General features: G+C 53.0%; 10 protein-coding genes. 7 read left to right on the top strand and 3 right to left on the bottom strand.

All coding sequences use genetic code 11. The features are described from left to right. Window positions 1-194: 194 nt before the first annotated feature. The gene (locus tag MKZ07_RS13490) at window positions 195-875 is read left to right on the top strand and encodes a GDSL-type esterase/lipase family protein (protein WP_036699570.1); all 681 of its coding nucleotides are present in this window, start codon (window positions 195-197) and stop codon (window positions 873-875) included. A gap of 482 nt (window positions 876-1,357) precedes the next feature. On the opposite strand, the gene MKZ07_RS13485 is transcribed toward MKZ07_RS13490, so the two are convergent. The 3 genes from MKZ07_RS13485 to MKZ07_RS13475 form a co-directional block, all read right to left on the bottom strand. After that, window positions 1,358-2,557 (bottom strand): MFS transporter, encoded by a 1,200-nt coding sequence (locus MKZ07_RS13485; RefSeq protein WP_051493971.1) that lies wholly within the window; start codon window positions 2,555-2,557, stop codon window positions 1,358-1,360. A 101-nt stretch (window positions 2,558-2,658) separates the two neighbouring features. Then, window positions 2,659-3,690 (bottom strand): ROK family protein, encoded by a 1,032-nt coding sequence (locus MKZ07_RS13480; RefSeq protein ID WP_341026130.1) that lies wholly within the window; start codon window positions 3,688-3,690, stop codon window positions 2,659-2,661. Between the two features lie 344 nt (window positions 3,691-4,034). Then, the gene (locus MKZ07_RS13475) at window positions 4,035-4,862 is read right to left on the bottom strand and encodes a helix-turn-helix transcriptional regulator (protein ID WP_341026128.1); all 828 of its coding nucleotides are present in this window, start codon (window positions 4,860-4,862) and stop codon (window positions 4,035-4,037) included. A gap of 224 nt (window positions 4,863-5,086) precedes the next feature. Here MKZ07_RS13475 and MKZ07_RS13470 point away from each other — a divergent pair, with 224 nt between their 5' ends. From MKZ07_RS13470 to MKZ07_RS13445, 6 genes are all read left to right on the top strand, one after another. Further along, the gene (locus tag MKZ07_RS13470) at window positions 5,087-5,746 is read left to right on the top strand and encodes a ThuA domain-containing protein (protein ID WP_036699564.1); all 660 of its coding nucleotides are present in this window, start codon (window positions 5,087-5,089) and stop codon (window positions 5,744-5,746) included. Between the two features lie 24 nt (window positions 5,747-5,770). Then, complete coding sequence (locus MKZ07_RS13465) at window positions 5,771-6,874, top strand: Gfo/Idh/MocA family protein (RefSeq protein WP_076154343.1); 1,104 nt, start codon at window positions 5,771-5,773, stop codon at window positions 6,872-6,874. A 136-nt stretch (window positions 6,875-7,010) separates the two neighbouring features. Next, window positions 7,011-8,729, top strand: coding sequence for an alpha,alpha-phosphotrehalase (treC, locus tag MKZ07_RS13460; RefSeq protein WP_341026127.1), 1,719 nt, complete (start codon window positions 7,011-7,013; stop codon window positions 8,727-8,729). Between the two features lie 79 nt (window positions 8,730-8,808). After that, entirely contained in the window at window positions 8,809-10,794 is a 1,986-nt protein-coding gene (treP, locus tag MKZ07_RS13455; RefSeq protein WP_036699561.1) for a PTS system trehalose-specific EIIBC component, read from the top strand. An 87-nt stretch (window positions 10,795-10,881) separates the two neighbouring features. Then, window positions 10,882-11,601 (top strand): trehalose operon repressor, encoded by a 720-nt coding sequence (gene treR, locus MKZ07_RS13450; protein ID WP_341026126.1) that lies wholly within the window; start codon window positions 10,882-10,884, stop codon window positions 11,599-11,601. A 218-nt stretch (window positions 11,602-11,819) separates the two neighbouring features. Then, entirely contained in the window at window positions 11,820-18,080 is a 6,261-nt protein-coding gene (locus MKZ07_RS13445) for an S-layer homology domain-containing protein (protein ID WP_341026125.1), read from the top strand. The last annotated feature ends 42 nt before the right edge of the window (window positions 18,081-18,122 follow it).

Raw genomic sequence — 18,122 nt, 5'->3', positions numbered from 1 at the left:
GTGGCATACCAGCCAGATGTGCACCTCTGACGGCACCCGATATCTAGCCTATTCAGAACACGTGTGCATAGAACAAAATCCTTTTAATGAGAATGATTTACATATTTCAGACACAATTAGGCAAGGGTTGCAAGCTGAGAGATAAAGGATAACAATAGTAGAATAATAGAGCCGTAGAAACGGGGGAATTGAGAATGACTGAGGAAGAGCTTGACGCAATGTGGGAGAAGCAGATGCAAGAGGAGAAAGAAGAGAAGGTGAAGAAGTACAGCATTCTGAACACCTTGGCGCTACAAGGGCAGACTGTACTGGCGGGCTCCTCGCTGATGGAGTTTTTTCCGGTGAATGAATTGCAGCAGACGCTGGAGAAGCGGACCATCATCTATAACCGCGGGATTGCGGGCTATGTGACCAGGGAATTGCTCGATTCGCTGGAGGTATGTGTGCTGGCGCTTGCGCCTTCGCGGCTGTTCATTAATATCGGCACGAACGATATCAGTTCAGCGGACGGGGAGTATGAGCTAGGGAAGCTGCTTGCGAATTACAATGAAATTCTGGCCCGGATCGGGGCCAGGCTGCCGGAGTGCAAGGTATACGTCATGGCCTACTACCCGGTCAACGCCAAGGCCGACTTTCCCGGCATGGATGAGGAGCTGCGGGCGAGCTACTTCCGGACGAGAACCAATGCGGCACTGCTGGAAGCGAACCGGGCTGTGGAGGAACTGGCGGTCAGGCACGGCTATGAGTTCATCAATGTGAATGAGGGACTGATGGACACCGAAGGAAATCTGAAGGAAGAGTACACGATGGATGGCGTTCATATGTATGCTAACGGGTATGCGGTGGTGCTGAATAATCTTAAGGGGTATTTGTAAAAGGCAGGCACAGAGACGTAAAAATAGCGCTGTCAGGTTGAAGTGCCATGCCTGTTTTGTCTACTTCTTTTTTTATGTCTTCATCGGTCATTGTTATTTTTAATATTTGCCTTTATTAAGGTTTTCTTTGTCTGTTGGGGATCGATAATAATCGATTTTTTATCTAAAGAAGTTTCATTCAGATCAACCCCTACATCAATAACCTTAATATCTCTCTGATCAACTACTTTGCCGGAACCATAGGAAGTTTGATAATGAGTAGTTTTTACAAATGAAAAATAGAGTCCCTTGTATAGTTACTGATGCTCCAATTTCAGAGCCATCGCTGCCATCAGGTGTTCCGCATTGGCAGGTATTACTCCAATTGTTAATGCCAATAGTGCAGTGGAGAGTAAAGCAGCTATTCTTTTCATTGTATAGAATAGTACCTTGGCCAATGCATAGTCTATACCTTACATTAAATCCCTTAATAGCCCCGTCCCTCAAATCAACTCCCGCCGCCGCTTCAAATACACATACAGCACGATGCCCGACAGGGAGCAGACGGCGGCGCATAAGCCGATGAATCCGTACCCTGCCTGGAGTCCGCGGAGCAGGCCAAGCTCGGTAGTGGAGCCGTAGAATGCTTTGACGGCTTCAATCACCCAGCCGATAATGTAGTTGCCGATGACGCTGCCGAGACCCATCAGAGTCACGACGAAGGTAATTGCGGTGTCGCTCCCGTTCGGGTACCTGCGGGCAATGAAGGCCATAACGGTAGGATAGATAATAGCAATTCCGGCCCCGGAGAGGGCGAACAGAAAGGCGAGACGCTCCCCGCCGGCCAGGGCGGCGAAGGTGCAGACCGCTGAGAAGCAGGAGAAGATAATCAGCGAGAGCACGAAGCCGATCCGGTCTGTCAAAGCGCCGAGCAAGAGCCGGCCTAGAGAGAACACCAGGAAGAAAGCAGAGAGCAGGCCGGAAGCCCGGACGGTGTCCCAGGCATAGGCTTTTTCCAGAAAGTTAACCAGCCAGCCGCCCACTGCCAGCTCCGAGACCACGCCGAAGGACAGGATCATCACCATCATCCAGAGCGCGGGATCACGCGTCAGCGTGCGGAAGGAGGTGCGGTCCTCCTGCGGCAGATCATCCCCGGGATACGTGCTGCGCAGCGCCGAGAGTATCGGCAGCAGACAGAGCGACAGCATGACCAGATACATCCCCCGCCAGTCCAGCAGATGTCCGAACACGCTCAGCGACATCACTCCGGTTGCGAGCAGCGGCGCCACAGTTGAGCTTAATCCATAGAAGAAGTGGGATAGGTTCATCATCATCCCCGTGTTTTTGACGAAAATACGTGCCCCCAGAATCGCCAGTCCGATCTCCAGCATCCCGTTCCCGATATACATCAGGAAGTAGGAGGAAGCAAACAGCGGATAGCTGTGCGACAGGTAGATCAGCACCCCCGAGAGGACCATGGAAGCGAATGAAATGATAGTGACGGCCTTGATGCCCCATTTGCGGACAAGCACAGCGGTGAAGGAGCAGGCGATCAGATATCCCAGCGCATTCAGTGAGAGCAGGGTGCCGAGCTGGCCTTCGTCCAGATTGAACGACAGCTGAATCCGCGGAATGGCGGGCCCTTTAATATTCTCCGAGATGCCAAAGACGACAAAGCCCAGAAAGATTGTTACGAGCTGCATGATATAGACGGTGTTACGTTTACTGCGTGGTGCGCTGGCGGAATTGCCGGATTGAGCTTTCACAGTAAATAGCCTCCTGGATGATTCAAAATAGTTGTGCCTTACTTACGTTCAACCAGGCGGAAGCGGTAATTCAGGCTTTCCGTGGTTGTGGTAATTAGTCCGCTCATGTATTCCTGCCGGGTGTCCCGCTGAATCATAAGCTCAGGCATATGCTCAGGCGGAATAATGTCCAGGCATCCGCTGCGCAGATCCTCCAGCATCTCCGGCGAGATATTATCACCCGTGATAACGATGGTGGCCGGGTTGATGATGCTGATGATCGATACCAGTGCGTGTACAGCCAGCTTGCGGGGATCCCCCATTCCTTGGAGCAGCCGGAGCTGTTCTTCTCTGGGTATGCCGTAAGGCAGATAAGACACCTCACCGCTAAAAAAGCTGTTGCCGTTCAGCAAACGTCCGTTCACCATGAAGCCGGCCCCCGGATAATGATTCTTGGGGAAGGTCAGCACGGCAAAATGACTCTCTTCATCCAGCAGCAGCTTCTGGTACAAACCATACACCGTCAGATTCATATCATTCTCAATAATGATCTCAACCTCTTCATATCGTTCCTTCAGGAAAAGTCCGAGCGGCTGCTCTGCAAGCGCAGGGACATCGCAGATGCCTATGCGGTCATGCTGCACTACCCCAGGAATGCCTATGCCGATCGCCTGCACATTCGGATGGTCTGCAATCATCTCATCCAGCCAGTCTCTAAGGGTATCTGGAGTAATCTCTTCACATTCCTTGACAGCTTCCTCTTTGATTTCACCGTTCAGATTGGCAAGCGCACAGGTAATGGATTGACGGCCGCCCTCCGAACGCACAATCATACAGATAATAGAAGAGTAATCTGCGTTGTACTGATATTTTCTCGCCGGTCTGCCGCCACTGGATTCTTCCCAGCCCAGCTCCAGAATTTCACCGGTCTGAACCAGTTCATTCAGAATGGTGCCGCAGGTAGCCACGCTCAGCCGCGTCTGCCCAGCGACAGAGGCTTTGGTGCCGGTACCGGAGGTGCGCAGCGCATTTTTCACCAGCTCTACGTTTATTTTCTTGACCAGTTGTGTATTATGAGACGGCTGTGTCATAGCGGATTTCCCCTCCCGGATGATTCTGCCGATGTTATTAAAAGAGTTATAATAAGTGTATTGTAGTCAGTTTCCGGTGAAAGGGCAAGATATAATTGGTGGAGCAGATTGCTGCATTGTTTCATAACAAAAAAGCCTACTCCGCATGGAGTAAGGCTTCTTACCGAGTATTACCAATAATATAACCTGAAGCCCCTATGCCACTGTACCAGGAGGGCCGCTGATTCCAGTCCTCCTTGAAGTGGGGTTCTTCTATCATATTCCTGGAAAATCCGCGCTGAGACGGTAACAACCTAGGCGTATCCAATATTTCGCCAATCCTCTGTACAAGAGGCAGCACAGTGCTAACGCAGCTCACTCGGTGTCCGCAGCTTGACCTGCTTGAACACCCGGTTGAAGGTGCGGATATTGGTGAAGCCGCATTCCAGGGCGATATCCAGAATGCTTTTATCGGTGCCCAGCAGCAGTCGTTCAGCCTGGTTGATACGGATGCTGTTCAGGTAGGCGATGTAGCTCATACCTGAGATGCTTTTGAAGAAGCGGGAGAAGTAGAACAGACTCATATTGGCATGCCGGGCGGCATCGGCCAGGGTGATAGGGTGCATGTAATGGACATCCAAGTACTCCAGCACCTCCTGCATAATCTTCATATTCGTAATGCGCCGCTTATCCTTATGCGGATTCACGACATCCAGCGGCATCTGCCGCAGAATCAGCGCACACAGCTCGTGCAGCAGGCCGGTCACCAGCTGTTCATGATGCGGGGGCTTCTCCAGATGCTCCTCCAGCAGCTCCTGCATAATTGCAGGCAGGCGGGGGTGAATCTGTTCTGAAGCAGACTGGCTCTGGTCCAGAAAAGGAGACATCAGCCGCTTATTCAGGGGCCAGCCTGCCGGATATCCGATCAGTGAAGGATTGAAAATAATCATCAGCAGCTTGGACTCGCTGTTCCTGCTGTCATAATAATGGATATCTCCGCTGCTGCATACGGCCAGATCCCCGGCGGTCAACACCCGTGTCTCGGAGTTGATCCCCATCCTTATCGACCCCTCCAGACAATAGACAATCTCCAGATCATTGTGCCAGTGGGCCAGAAAATTAATATTCCGGCTCACAAAGGCCGTGAAGGGAAACGCGTAGCCGTACGTCCGGTTCTCATGAAACGCTCTCATGGTTACTCCTGTTCTCGTCCTCCCGGCAGTTCGTCAGGAAGCGGTTTCAGTGATTAGATGCTTATCGCATCCTGCAGTCTTAAATTTAGCAAAAATTGACCATTCTCACAAGCAAAATGACGAGCAGAAACGCCAGCAATGGATTACAATTTCTTCAGGAAGACCTGATATTAATCGATCTATAACCCGAACTTGGATAAATAGGACAAAAAGGAGAGCTTGATATGGCAAAGAAGGCATTGATTGTAAAAGGTGGATGGGACGGGCATGAACCGAATGAGGTAGCGGCGATTTTTGCAGATATCCTTACGAATGAAGGCTTCAAGGTTGAAGTCTCGGATACGCTGGACAGCTTTAATGACGCGGAGGCGCTGAAGGCGCTGAACCTGATTGTACCGGTCTGGACCATGGGTGAAATCAAGGGTGAGCAGTGCTCGGCGGTTCTGGCGGCTGTGGCTTCCGGCGTAGGGATCGCGGGCTGTCACGGCGGGATGTGCGACTCCTTCCGTAACAATACGGAATGGCAATTTTTGACCGGATCGCAATGGGTGGCGCATCCCTTCAATGACGGGGTGGATTATGAAGTGAACATCGTGAAATCCGGCTCCAGCCCGATTGTGGAAGGCATGCAGGACTTCATGGTGAAGTCAGAGCAGTATTATCTGCATGTCGATCCCGCGGTGAATGTACTGGCTACCACCACTTTTGTCATGAGTGAAGGGGAGCATTCGGCTAATGGCGTCATCACGATGCCGGTGGTCTATACGAAGAAATGGGGCCAAGGCAAGGTATTCTATAATGCGCTTGGACATCATGCGGATGTGTTCGATATCCCGGAGGCCAAGGAACTGATGCGCCGGGGCTTCTTGTGGGCAGCCAAATAAACGAAGGACAAGGTGGGAAACAGCGTGCGTAAAGTAAAAATCGGGATTGTCGGCTGCGGGAATATCAGCGGCATTTATTTTGAGAATTTGACGGGAACCTTCAAGAATACTGAGGTCTACGCTTGCTCGGATCTGAATCTGGAGCGGGCGCAGCAGGCTGCAGAGCAGTACGGGGTTCCGAATGTATGGACGACAGCGGAGCTGCTGGCTTCGGAGGAGATTGAGATTGTCGTGAATCTGACGACGCCGAATTACCACTTCGAGGTGTGTAAGCAGGCGCTGCTGTCAGGCAAGCATGTATATGTAGAGAAGCCGCTGTCGCTGTCGCTTGAGCATGGGACTGAGCTGGTGGAGCTGGCTAAGGAAAAAGGATTGTTCATCGGCTGTGCGCCGGACACCTTCCTCGGAGCGGGCCTGCAGACCTGCGCGAAGCTGATCGCGGACGGGTATATCGGAGAGCCGGTAGCGGCGACAGCCTTCATGCTCTGCCACGGGCATGAGAGCTGGCACCCGGACCCTGAGTTCTATTACCAGGCCGGCGGCGGCCCGATGTTCGATATGGGACCGTATTATCTGACGGCTCTGGTATCCTTGCTGGGCCCGGCGGCTACGGTATGCGGCATGACCAAGACCTCGTTCCCTACCCGGACCATCACCAGTGAGAAGAAGTTCGGCAAAGTGGTGGAGGTCGAGGTGCCTACACATGTGGCCGGAACGATCCAGTTCGCCAGCGGTGCTGTTGCAACGATGATTACCAGCTTCGATGTCTGGCACAGCACACTGCCGCGCATTGAGATCTACGGCTCGCTGGGCACCCTGATTGTGCCCGATCCGAACACCTTCGGCGGCCCGATCCTCCTGCGTCCTGCGCACAGCGCAGAATTCAAGGAGATTCCAGTGGTGCACAGCTATGAGGGCAACAGCCGGGGAATTGGCGTGGCAGACATGGCCCGCTGCACCCAGACCGGAGAGACCCCGCGCGCTAACGGCGAGCTGGCCAATCATGTACTGGAGATCATGCACGCCTTCCACACCAGCTCCGATTCGAAGCGTTATGCCGAGCTGACCACCACCTGCGAGCAGCCGAAGCCGCTGGCTCCGGGACTGATTAAGGGATACTTGGAGTAGCGGAAACATTTCAACAGGCAGCGTTCTGTCCCCGGTTGCGGGGAGGGGCGCTGTTTTTTTGTGAGGTTCCACTTTGTTTGAACTTGTATATACAAGTGTAATGTATGTCAACAAGTTCTTCATGGAGGTGCTTCAATTGAATCAAGAGAGTAAGGCCCGGCCAGCGGAATGGTGGCGGCGGTCCACCGTGTATCAGGTATATCCGAAGAGCTTCAAGGATACGACGGGGAATGGAACCGGCGATATCAGAGGTCTGACGGAGAAGCTGGATTATTTGCAGGAGCTGGGGATTGATATTGTCTGGCTCCAGCCGGTCTATGTCTCGCCCGGACATGATAACGGTTACGACGTGGCGGATTATGAGCGGATCAACCCGGAATTCGGTACGATGGAGGATTTCGACGAGCTGGTAGCGGAGCTGCACGGGCGCGGAATGAAGCTGATGACAGATATCGTAGTCAACCATACCTCGACAGAGCATGAGTGGTTCAAGCAGGCGATCTCCAGCCGGGACAATCCGTACCGTGATTATTATATCTGGAAGGACCCGGCGCCAGGCGGGGGAGTACCGAACAATTGGCAGTCGAAGTTCGGAGGTCCGGCCTGGCAGTTCGATGAGGCGTCAGGCCAATATTATCTTACTCTGTTTGACAAGACACAGGCGGATCTGAATTGGGAGAATGAACAGGTCCGCGGCGCGGTGAACGAGATGATGCTGTTCTGGGCCCGCAAGGGTGTAGATGGATTTCGGATGGACGTCATTAACCTGATCTCCAAGGACCAGCGCTTCCCGGATGATGACGGGAGTGTGCCGCCGGGAGACGGGCGGAAGTATTATACAGACGGTCCACGGGTCCACGAATACATCCGGGCGATGTACGATGAGGTGTTCGGCCCGCATGAGCTGATTACGGTCGGTGAGATGTCCTCTACGACACTTGAGCAATGCATCCGTTATTCTAGTCCCGAGCGGCGGGAATTCTCAATGACCTTCAACTTCCATCATCTGAAGGTGGATTATCCGAACGGCCGGAAGTGGGAGCTCATGCCTTACGATTTCGAAGCGCTTAAGCGGCTGTTCAGCGAGTGGCAGACCGGGATGCAGGAGGGCGGGGGCTGGAACGCTTTATTTTTCAATAATCACGATCAGCCTCGCGCGCTCTCCCGGTTCACAGACGACACGGCGTACCGCGAGGAGAGCGCCAAGCTGCTGGCGACTACACTGCACGGATTACAGGGCACACCCTATGTCTATCAGGGAGAAGAGATCGGGATGCCGAATCCCAAATGGCGGGGGATTGAAGAATTCCGCGATATCGAGTCGCTCAATATGTACCGGATTCTGTGTGAGCAGGGAGCAAGCTCCGGGGAGGCGCTCGCGATCCTGCAGGAACGTTCAAGGGACAACTCCCGCACGCCGATGCAGTGGGATGACAGCGCGAATGCAGGCTTCACCACCGGAACGCCTTGGCTAAAAGTGGATGAGCGGTACCCGGACATCAATGTGCGTCAGGCGCTGGAACAGCCGGATTCGATCTTCCATCACTACCGCAAGCTGATCGCTCTGCGCAAATCGCACGCTATTTTCGTGGACGGATTATACCGCAGGCTGGACGAAGGACATCCCGAGGTGTTCGCTTATGCACGGACGGGGGATAATGAGGCGCTTGTCGTGGTCTCGAACTTCAGCAGCAAAGAGATTATGTTCCGGCTTCCGGATGATCACTGGGCGAACTTAAGCGCTAAGGGGAAGGGTAAGCTCCTGCTTGGCAATACCGGAGAGCATCCTGCACTTACGGAGGAGCTTCAGCTCCGTCCGTATGCTTCATATCTGTGGCTAGTCAGCCGGGACTAGAAGAGACCGAAATTGCGTGAATGTACGTTGAAATCGGAAAGGCTACTAGGCATTCATCAACTATGCGAGGAGTGACAATATGGCTATAGACCGCAAAAATGTTGAAGACATCGTCCGGGCGGTGGGAGGCAAGGAGAATATTGAGGTGGCTACGCATTGTGTAACGCGCCTGAGATTCTCGCTCTATGACGAGAGTAAGGTGGACGCGGCGGCGCTGGACCGCAATGACCTGGTGAAGGGTCAATTCTCTTCCCAGGGGCAGTTCCAGATTGTCATCGGACCGGGAACGGTAGATAAAGTCTATGATGAGATGATTCAGCTGACCGGCGGTGCCCGTTCCTCCAAGGATCAGGTGAAATCAGCCGCAGCCCGGAACCTGAATCCGCTTCAGCGGATCATCAAGACACTGGCGGATATCTTCATTCCCATTCTTCCGGCCATCGTTACTGCGGGTCTGCTTCTGGGGATCAATAACCTGCTGACCGGCCCGGGGATCTTCTTCAGCGATTCGCTGGTGGATGTCTATCCGCAGTGGAAGGACATTGCTGCTATCATTAATACGATTGCCAGTACGGCATTTACATTCTTGCCCGCACTGATCGGCTGGGCAGCCGTGACCCGCTTCGGGGGCAGCCCGCTGCTCGGGATTGTGCTGGGTCTGATTCTGGTGCATCCAGACTTATTAAGTGCTTACAGCTATGCTAACGCTTCTACGGAAGGTACAGTTCCAACCTGGAATCTGTTCGGCTGGCATCTGGAGCGGATCGGTTATCAGGGACAGGTGCTGCCGGTCCTGGTATCGGCCTATATCCTTGCCAGAATTGAGAAGTTCCTGGACAAGCGCGTCCATGATTCCGTCAAGCTGCTGGTGGTGGCACCGGTGACGCTGCTGATTACAGGCTTCCTGGCCTTCACAATTATCGGACCGGTTACGTTTGGCATTGCCAATGGCATCACCTCCGGCCTGGTGTATATCTTCGATCATTTTGCCATACTCGGCGGATTAATCTACGGCGGATTCTACTCGCTCCTGGTCATTACAGGCATGCATCACACCTTCCTGGCCGTTGACGTTCAACTGATCGGCAGCGAGAAAAGCACCTTCCTCTGGCCAATGCTGGCACTCTCCAATATTGCCCAGGGTGCGGCAGCACTGGCGATGATGTTCGTGGTCAGAGAGCAGAAGACCAAGGGTCTGGCTGCGACCTCCTCCGTCTCGGCCTTCCTCGGAGTTACCGAGCCGGCCATCTTCGGGGTGAATATCCGCTACCGCTATCCGTTCATCTTCGGGATGATCGGCTCCGCGATAGGCGGTGTGCTGCTCACTATGAATCAGATCCGGGCTACATCCATTGGGGTAGGGGGAATTCCCGGCTTCCTGTCGATCTTCCCTAACCAGTGGGGTGTGTTCTTCATCGGGATGGCGATCGTCCTGATTGTGCCTTTTGCCTCCACTGTACTGTATGGCCGGGCGATTGCGCAGCGTGCACTGAACAAATCGGAAGCAACAGCAGGCATAACAGCAGCCGATTCTTCCGTTACAGCCCCTGAGCTAAGCAGCCGCAGCTCCGTTCAAGGCTCGCAGGAGCAGGAACCGGTGAATATCCTGGAACTGGCGTCACCGCTTAACGGAACGGCGGTACCGCTTGCGCAGGTCCCTGATCCCGCTTTTGCTGAGCGGCAGATGGGGGATGGGATTGCCATTGAACCTTCCGAAGGCAAGGTATATGCTCCCTTCGATGCTACGGTAGCTCACGTGATTAAGAGCAAGCACGCGCTGATTCTGGAGCATGCCAGCGGAGTCCAGGTGCTGATCCATGTCGGAATTAACACTGTGTCGCTCAAAGGCGAAGGGTTCACGACAACTAAGCAGATCGGCGATAAGGTGCGTGCTGGCGAGCTTCTGCTGGAATTCGATATGGAGGCCATCCGTGCCGCCGGGTATCCATTAATTACACCTATTATCATCCCTGCCGGGCAGGAGATGGTGGAGCGGATCGAGGAGCAGAGCGGACCGTCCACGGCGAAGCAGACCCGTATTCTAACCGTTCATCTTAAGGGTTGACCCGTGCGGATCAGACATGCAATATAAGGAATGGAGGACAGCCCTGCGGGGCTGTTTTTCTACAATTTAGGGCGGCGGTGATGATCGATGAGAGAGAATATATTTTTGCAGATCTATACGGAATACAGCAGCCGTATCCAGGCTGGCCAGCTCGCGCCTGGAACCAAGCTGCCCTCTGAGAGTGAGCTGGCGGATGCTTATAAGACATCGCGGGAGACGGTGCGCAAGGCGCTGAATCTTTTGTTCCGCGACGGCTATATCAACAAAATCAAAGGCAGGGGCTCGTTCGTGCTGGACCTGACGCGGATGGATTTTCCCGTAACCGGACTAATCTCATTCCAGGAGCTGACCGGGACACTTGGGGTTCCCTCGCGGACACTGGTAGAAGAGACGGTCCTGGAGCCGGCAGGCTCCCTGCTGGCCCGGCAACTGCACATCACTGAAGAGATGCCGGTATGGAAGGTCATCCGCGCCAGAGAGATTGAAGCCGAGCGGATTATTCTGGATAAGGACTATTTCCGGTCAGATATCGTTCCCTTCCTCAGCAAGGAGATCGCAGCAGGCTCTATTTATGAATATCTGGAGGCTGAGCTGGGTCTGAAGATCAGTTATGCCAAAAAGCTGATCTCCGTTGAGCCCGCGACTGAGGAGGATCAGCGCCTGCTGGACCTGAAGCAATATCAGCACATTGTCGTGGTGCGGAACTATGTGTATCTGGAGAATACTGTGCTGTTCCAATACACCGAATCCCGGCACCGGCTGGACAAGTTTCAGTTTGTGGATTTTGCCAGAAGGGTTAGGCAGTGAACAGTCAGGATCGGGCTGCCAGAAGAGCATTCCTGACCTAGCTGAATATGAAGCACCATAAAGCAGGGCGTTCACGTATAATCGTGCGCTCTGCTTCTTTTTTTGACTTTTTGCCTGTGTTATCGACATTTTTCGATCATTTGTGAGAATTTTGTGAGAATGATTTGCTTTTATTAGGGATAGGCTTGCATTTCTATGATGAAGAATGGAGTGAGACAATGAAGCGTAACAAGCTGCTTGCACTGCTAATGGTGCCCACAATGCTCCTGTCTATGTTTCCTGCACCCCTTGCTGTACATGCAGATTCAGCAGATTGGGGAGCACGGGCTGCCTATGGCGGAGAAGGTGGGACAGAGCTTTTCCTGGGAGGCAAATTCATTGAACTCGGGATAAGCAACTGGGGAAATTTCGGTACGAAGGGCGATAAGCCCGCTAACTTCCGTGGTACGAATTCAAGAACGAATCTGGGAATGAGTGCCGATCATGACGGTTATGGCACAGGCAAGGACGTGCCGGTCGATTATTATTTGCCGGGCAGACCGGAAGAACGTTTCGCGGTAGGCTACCAGATCGGCGGAAATACATATGCCAAGTCTAATTCGGCGTTGATGAATGTCATGGATATGCCGACCACCGTTGTAAATACCTCGCAGACCGATAAAGGCATTCTAAGTGCGGCTACGGTATCTACTTGGGCGGGCACGATGGAGATTAAGCAGGTCATCAGCTTTGGGGAGAACCAGAAATTCTACCGCAATGATGTGACTATTACCAATCTTACCGATAAGAATTGGGACGGGGCGCGGTATATGAGATCGATGGACCCGGACAATACGGTGGATCAAGGAGGAGAATATGTCACTTCTAATATCGTGACCCACACCTTCGAAGAAGACCGCGTTGCAGTCGTGAAGGCAAGTACTTTTAGTGATAATGATCCGCTGTACAAGGCCTTTGGTTCTAGAGCCCCAATCTTCTTCTATTCCAGCGATCCACGGGCTAAGGCTTCCGTCTTCGGGTTCAGCAACAATAACCCCTATGCTCTGGAGGCTTACAACAGTCCGAAAGCGAAGAACGTGGAAGTCAAGGATGATACGGGGATTACCATGACCTGGGATTCCGGTAAGCTGACTCCGCATGCAAGCAAGACATTCACCTATTACACGAGTCTCGATGAGCGGGATTTCAGTGAAGTCATCTCAGACATTGAGCTGGATGAAGGCGCCAGCACCGAGCTGGTGGAAGCCAAGGCGAATAATGGGACAGTTGCCGGCAACCAGAAGGTGAATATAGTCGGTGCGACTCTTGCTAAGCCAATTGATCCAAGCCATATCCGCATCAATAATCTGCCGGAAGGACTTGGGTTCGCCGTAACCCGGCTGAGTGATACGGAGCTTAACTTCACGCTGACTGGTGCAGCCGTTGATCATGCTAAGGATGCGACCACGAAGAACCTGTCCGTTACCGTCGATAAAGAGAATCTGCTGGGGATCTCCTCCGGTCTGACGACCAAGACCTTCAGTGTAACGTTCAGAGACCCTGCCACGCTTAGTGTGAACAAAGGGATTGTATCCGAAGCCGTCTACGGCACAGGTGAGATCACCGAGACGCTTGGTGTAACGCTGACTGGCGGCAAGTTCGCCGAAACGGTTGGTGCAGAGGATGTGTTGATTCATGGTCTTCCAGCCGGTCTTGGCACGGAAGTGACCCGAGTTTCCGATACGGAGCTGGAGCTCAAATTCACCGGTGTAGCTACCGTGACCAGCGATGTCTATGGAGCTTATGTGAGCGTGGCTTCCGGGAAGCTTGAGGGAAGTCCGGCAGACTTAAGCACGAACACCTTCAAGTTCGACTTCATGGACAAAGAACCTTATCTCGTAGTCCGGACACCAGTGCTCTACGAATCTGAGGGGAACGACGGCACGATCGGGGATTCCCTTATCCTTGAGCTGAAAAACGGTTCCTTCGATGAATCGGTTATGGATGCCATTGATGCGGCGAATTGGCCGCCGGGCCTTATGCCGGGTAAGATTACCGTGGACAGCCCCACCCAGATTACTGTAGCGATTGCCGGACAGGCAGCCAGCCATAAATCTGCGGACAGCGTGGACCGGGCAGCGGTTACGGTAGCAGGCATTCCTTCAGGAACCTTCGCTATTCTGTTCCGCTCTCCGCCTACAGCGATTACGGCGTCTCCTGATGTGATTCACGATGCAGGTGACGGCTCGGCGGCAGAGACGCTGACGGTAACCCTGCGCAACGGCGCATTCACAGAAGAGGTTGAAGGCGGCGTAAGCGTTAATAATATGCCTGAAGGCTTAAGCTTCAACGTGGTGCGGGTTAGCGGCACGGTACTGGAGATTCATTTTACCGGTCAGGCGGCTGGAAAATACGAGGCTTCTGCTTTTGCTTCAGTCACAGTTGATCCTTCTATTATTGTTGACGGGGTTAAGCCGATGACCTCCAATAACGTTGATCTGCAGTTACCGGGTGCTGGCGCACTGGTGAAACGCGATATGGAAGCATTAACCTGGGATTTGATCCGTAAGGACAATATCGTGCAGAGCTCTGTGCTCAGCGGATTAGATTTACCGCGAACCGGAGCGAGCGGCAGCACGATCACCTGGACATCGACCAATGGAACGGCTGTTGCTACTGACGGCACGGTGACAAGACCGCCGTTCAAAACAGGCGATCAGCCGGTTACATTGACAGCGGTGCTGAAGAATGGGGCATCCGAGCTAACGAAGACCTTCGAGCTGATTGTCAAAAAACAGAACGGAACCAATGAACAGTCGGTAGCAGAAGATACAGAACTGCTTATCTGGAATACGATCCGTGAGGAGAATATAAAGCAGGAATCCGTAACCTCTGCTGTGTATTTGCCAAATAATGGCACAAATGGCAGTATAATTACCTGGACTTCCTCCGATGAAGGGGTTATCGGCACAGACGGTACCGTAACGGCACCATCCTATTCAAAGGGAGATCAGACGGTAACCCTGACAGCGGTCATCCGCAAGGGGGATAAGGTACAGACGAAAACCTTCGTGCTCACAGTTATCAAGCGTCCGATAACAGACGAAGAGGCTGTAAATGAGACCTTGGCTAAACTTAACTGGAACATGATTCGGAAAGATAACGAGAAGCAGGAGCAGGTCCTGACGAATCTGGACTTGATTACCGAGGACACGAGCGGCAGCACGATCACCTGGAGCTCCTCGAAGGAATCAGTTATTACTCCAGCCGGAGTTGTGAAGCGCCCTGCTTATACTGCTGGAGACCAGACGGTAACCCTGACAGCGGTCATCCGCAAGGGGGATAAGGTACAGAACAAAACCTTCGTGCTCACAGTTATCAAGCGTCCGATAACAGACGAAGAGGCTGTAAATGAGACCTTGGCTAAACTTAACTGGAACATGATTCGGAAAGATAACGAGAAGCAGGAGCAGGTCCTGACGAATCTGGACTTGATTACCGAAGACACCAGCGGCAGCACGATCACCTGGAGCTCCTCGAAGGAATCAGTTATTACTCCGGATGGTAGCGTGAAGCGTCCCGCTCATGGTGATGGAGACCAGAAGGTTACTCTAACCGCTACAGTGACCAAAGGCGGTGTGTCCTATCAGAAAGAGTTCGTAGTGACCGTTAAAGCCCAGCAGGAGAGTATCAATGATCAGCTTGATGAAGCTATGAAACTGCTGAGAATCGGCTACAAAGGACAGGATACAGCCAAGAGCGTAACGCAGGACGTTGAGTTGATCTCGAAGGGCTACTATGACTCCGAGGTCGTATGGACAAGCCATCGCAGCGATATTGTCAGCAGCACCGGCGAGGTTCAGCGTCCGCTGAAGGATACGGTGGTAAGATTGACGGCTCGTGTTGCCAAGGAAGGCTTCTTCCGGGAGCAGGACTTCTACATTACGGTCAAAGGAACGGCCACAGTTGACCTTCCTCAGGATGAAGTCAATGTCAAGATCGGTTATGCTCCTGGAGATTCAGAGGAGTCAGTGACCCGCAATCTCTTCTTGCCGAAGACTGGTGACACCGGCTCAGTCCTGACCTGGACTTCGAGTAAACCGGAGGTTCTCACGAACACTGGCCGGATTAAGAGACCGGGACCCGATGAAGAGGATGTGACGGTAGAGCTTACCGTGCAGCTGGCAGACCCGGACCATCCGGGCGAGATTTTAATCAAGAAGTTTACTGTAGTGATCAAAAAACTCAGTGACCAGGAAGCAGCAGAGGAAGCTGCAAGAACTACGGGAATCCATCCCGCTGCAACCTTCGCTGAGGGAGATACCTGGGAGAGTGTCACTGAAGCCTTCGTATTGCTTCAGACCGGCAAATACGACACGAAGATTACCTGGACCTCAAGCCTGCCTTCGGTGATTGCCGTCCAGCAGGATGCAGACCAGGCCAAGGGCAATGTAACGCCTCCGGCCCAGGATACGAATGTCATTCTGACCGCAACCTTTACACGGAATGGCAAGAGTGCTGTGAAGCAATATCTGCTGATTGTGAAGGCGAAGGGTGTAGTTAAGGAAGGCGCCGTCCGTGAGGCAACGTCCAGACAAGCCGGACTGTCTACCCCTAATGATGGTAATCCGCTAGAGCAGGGCGTGATCATTCTTAGAACGAACCTGTCGAACGGAACGAAGATTGACACTATTGTGATTGATGAGAACGAAGTGTACAACCTTGTGGAAGGCGTGAATCCGGACGACCCCGATGCAGCCAACCGGAGTGTAACGATCACCCACGTGGACGATCCTGCTGCACATGCGGATGAGATTGCAGTTGAAATTCCATCCACCGCCGTTTCAATTCTGGCCGGGCGCAAAGCTTCACTGGACATTGTAACTGCGCTGGGCTCGATCCATCTGGATGCAGCCAGCCTGGCACAGCTCGATGCCACCACTACCGACCTGTATTTCCGGATTGTACCCGTGAAGAACGCGCAGGCGAAAGCGAATGTCCAGAGCAATGCCATTCTGAACGGTACGTCCAAGCTGTCACTGGCCAGTGACAAGACGCTTCAGAATCTGGGGGCGCCACGCGAGATTGAGACGAACTATAGCAAGATCAATACCATGGTTCAGCTGCCGTTATCCGAGTTCGCGGATCAGATTCCGCTGCAAAGCTCCGGGGTGCGTGATGCTTTCCTGAACAGCTTAAGAGTATATGTTGAGCATAGCGATGGAGAGATTGCAATCTACACTCCAGAAATTGTGTATCATTCCAGCGGTGAACCTGTAGCGCTGGCGATCCAGATTAACAAATTCAGTACGTTCCAGATTGTGCGGATTACGGACAAGGCTCCTGAGCCGGTAAAACCAGCCGAACCCGCATCAACAACAGCACCAGCACCAACCTCTGCCCCTTCCGTCAAAGGTGAGGCGGTGCCATCAAGCACTGTTGAACTGACTGCGGAGCAAGTGAAGGACTTACAGAATAAGGGTGGAGAGATCGTAGTGGAGTCTGGCCTGGGAACAGTTAGACTAGATGCCGCTGCTATCGATCTGACAGAGGTCAGTAAGCAGTTTGGCCTTGCGGATGTGAAGACAGAAAACATTATCTTCTATGCTGAGCTGAGAGCTTCTGCTCCGGGCAACCTGGAGGCCTTCAAGCTTGCAGCCGCGAAGCAGAAGGTGCAGCCTGGTAATACTCTGGTGAACTTCTCCATTAAAGCGAAGTATCAGGGACAGACAGTACAGGTAACCAGCCACGGCTGGGCGAAGTACGAGCTTCAAGTACCGGCAGAGATGAAGATTACCACTGGGGTACTATACCGGGATGGTAGAATCTATCATCAGCCAACCTATGTAACCATCCAAGACGGACGTTATTACGCTACGATTAACAGTCTGGAGAACGGCGATTTCGGTCTGATCTGGAATCCGCTCGAATTCCCGGATGTGGCGAAGCACTGGAGCAAGCCGGATGTGAATGACATGGGCTCAAGACTGGTGTCGAGCGGCACGAAGGAAGCGGTATTTGAACCGCAGCGGGCGATCACACGGGCTGAATTCACAGCTATGCTGGCGAGAGCGCTCGGTATTGTTACCCATGGGGAGCAGCCAGTCACGTTCAGTGATGTCTCTACAGGCGGATGGTACGGGCTGGAGCTTCAGGTTGCGACCCAGAACGGCCTGATCTCCGGCTATCCGGACGGAACCTTCAGACCGGACAATAACATCTCCAGACAGGAAGCTATGGCGATTGTCAGCAGAGCCTTAAGTATCACTGAGCTGAAGTCTTCACGCAGCGAAGAGCAGACTCAGCAGCTGCTGAAGTCCTTCGCCGATTCTGCATCCGTAGCCAAATGGGCAATTGCTAATGTGAAGGAGAATCTCTCAGCGGGCATTATTCTGGGCAGAGACGAGCAGCGTCTTGCGCCGAACGAGAATATTACGCGGGCCGAGGCATCGGCAGCGATCCGCAGACTGCTGATCCAATCGGATCTGATTAATCCGTAAGTACAAGCATCGCATAAGTACCATATAAGCAAGATCAGGGTC

Origin of the sequence: Paenibacillus sp. FSL P4-0338 (assembly GCF_038002365.1) — a bacterium.
In the GTDB taxonomy this organism is placed as follows: Bacteria; Bacillota; Bacilli; order Paenibacillales; family Paenibacillaceae; genus Paenibacillus_AQ.
Note: the sequence above shows the minus strand (reverse complement) of the source record. Positions and strands in the feature narration are given on the sequence as shown.

Coding starts and splice junctions, on each gene's coding strand:
- MKZ07_RS13475 (WP_341026128.1), bottom strand. CDS start 4,862: ATGAGAGCGTTTCATGAGAACCGGACGTACGGCTACGCGTTTCCCTTC.
- MKZ07_RS13480 (WP_341026130.1), bottom strand. CDS start 3,690: ATGACACAGCCGTCTCATAATACACAACTGGTCAAGAAAATAAACGTA.
- MKZ07_RS13485 (WP_051493971.1), bottom strand. CDS start 2,557: ATGCAGCTCGTAACAATCTTTCTGGGCTTTGTCGTCTTTGGCATCTCG.
- MKZ07_RS13445 (WP_341026125.1), top strand. CDS start 11,820: ATGAAGCGTAACAAGCTGCTTGCACTGCTAATGGTGCCCACAATGCTC.
- MKZ07_RS13490 (WP_036699570.1), top strand. CDS start 195: ATGACTGAGGAAGAGCTTGACGCAATGTGGGAGAAGCAGATGCAAGAG.
- MKZ07_RS13470 (WP_036699564.1), top strand. CDS start 5,087: ATGGCAAAGAAGGCATTGATTGTAAAAGGTGGATGGGACGGGCATGAA.
- treR (WP_341026126.1), top strand. CDS start 10,882: ATGAGAGAGAATATATTTTTGCAGATCTATACGGAATACAGCAGCCGT.
- treP (WP_036699561.1), top strand. CDS start 8,809: ATGGCTATAGACCGCAAAAATGTTGAAGACATCGTCCGGGCGGTGGGA.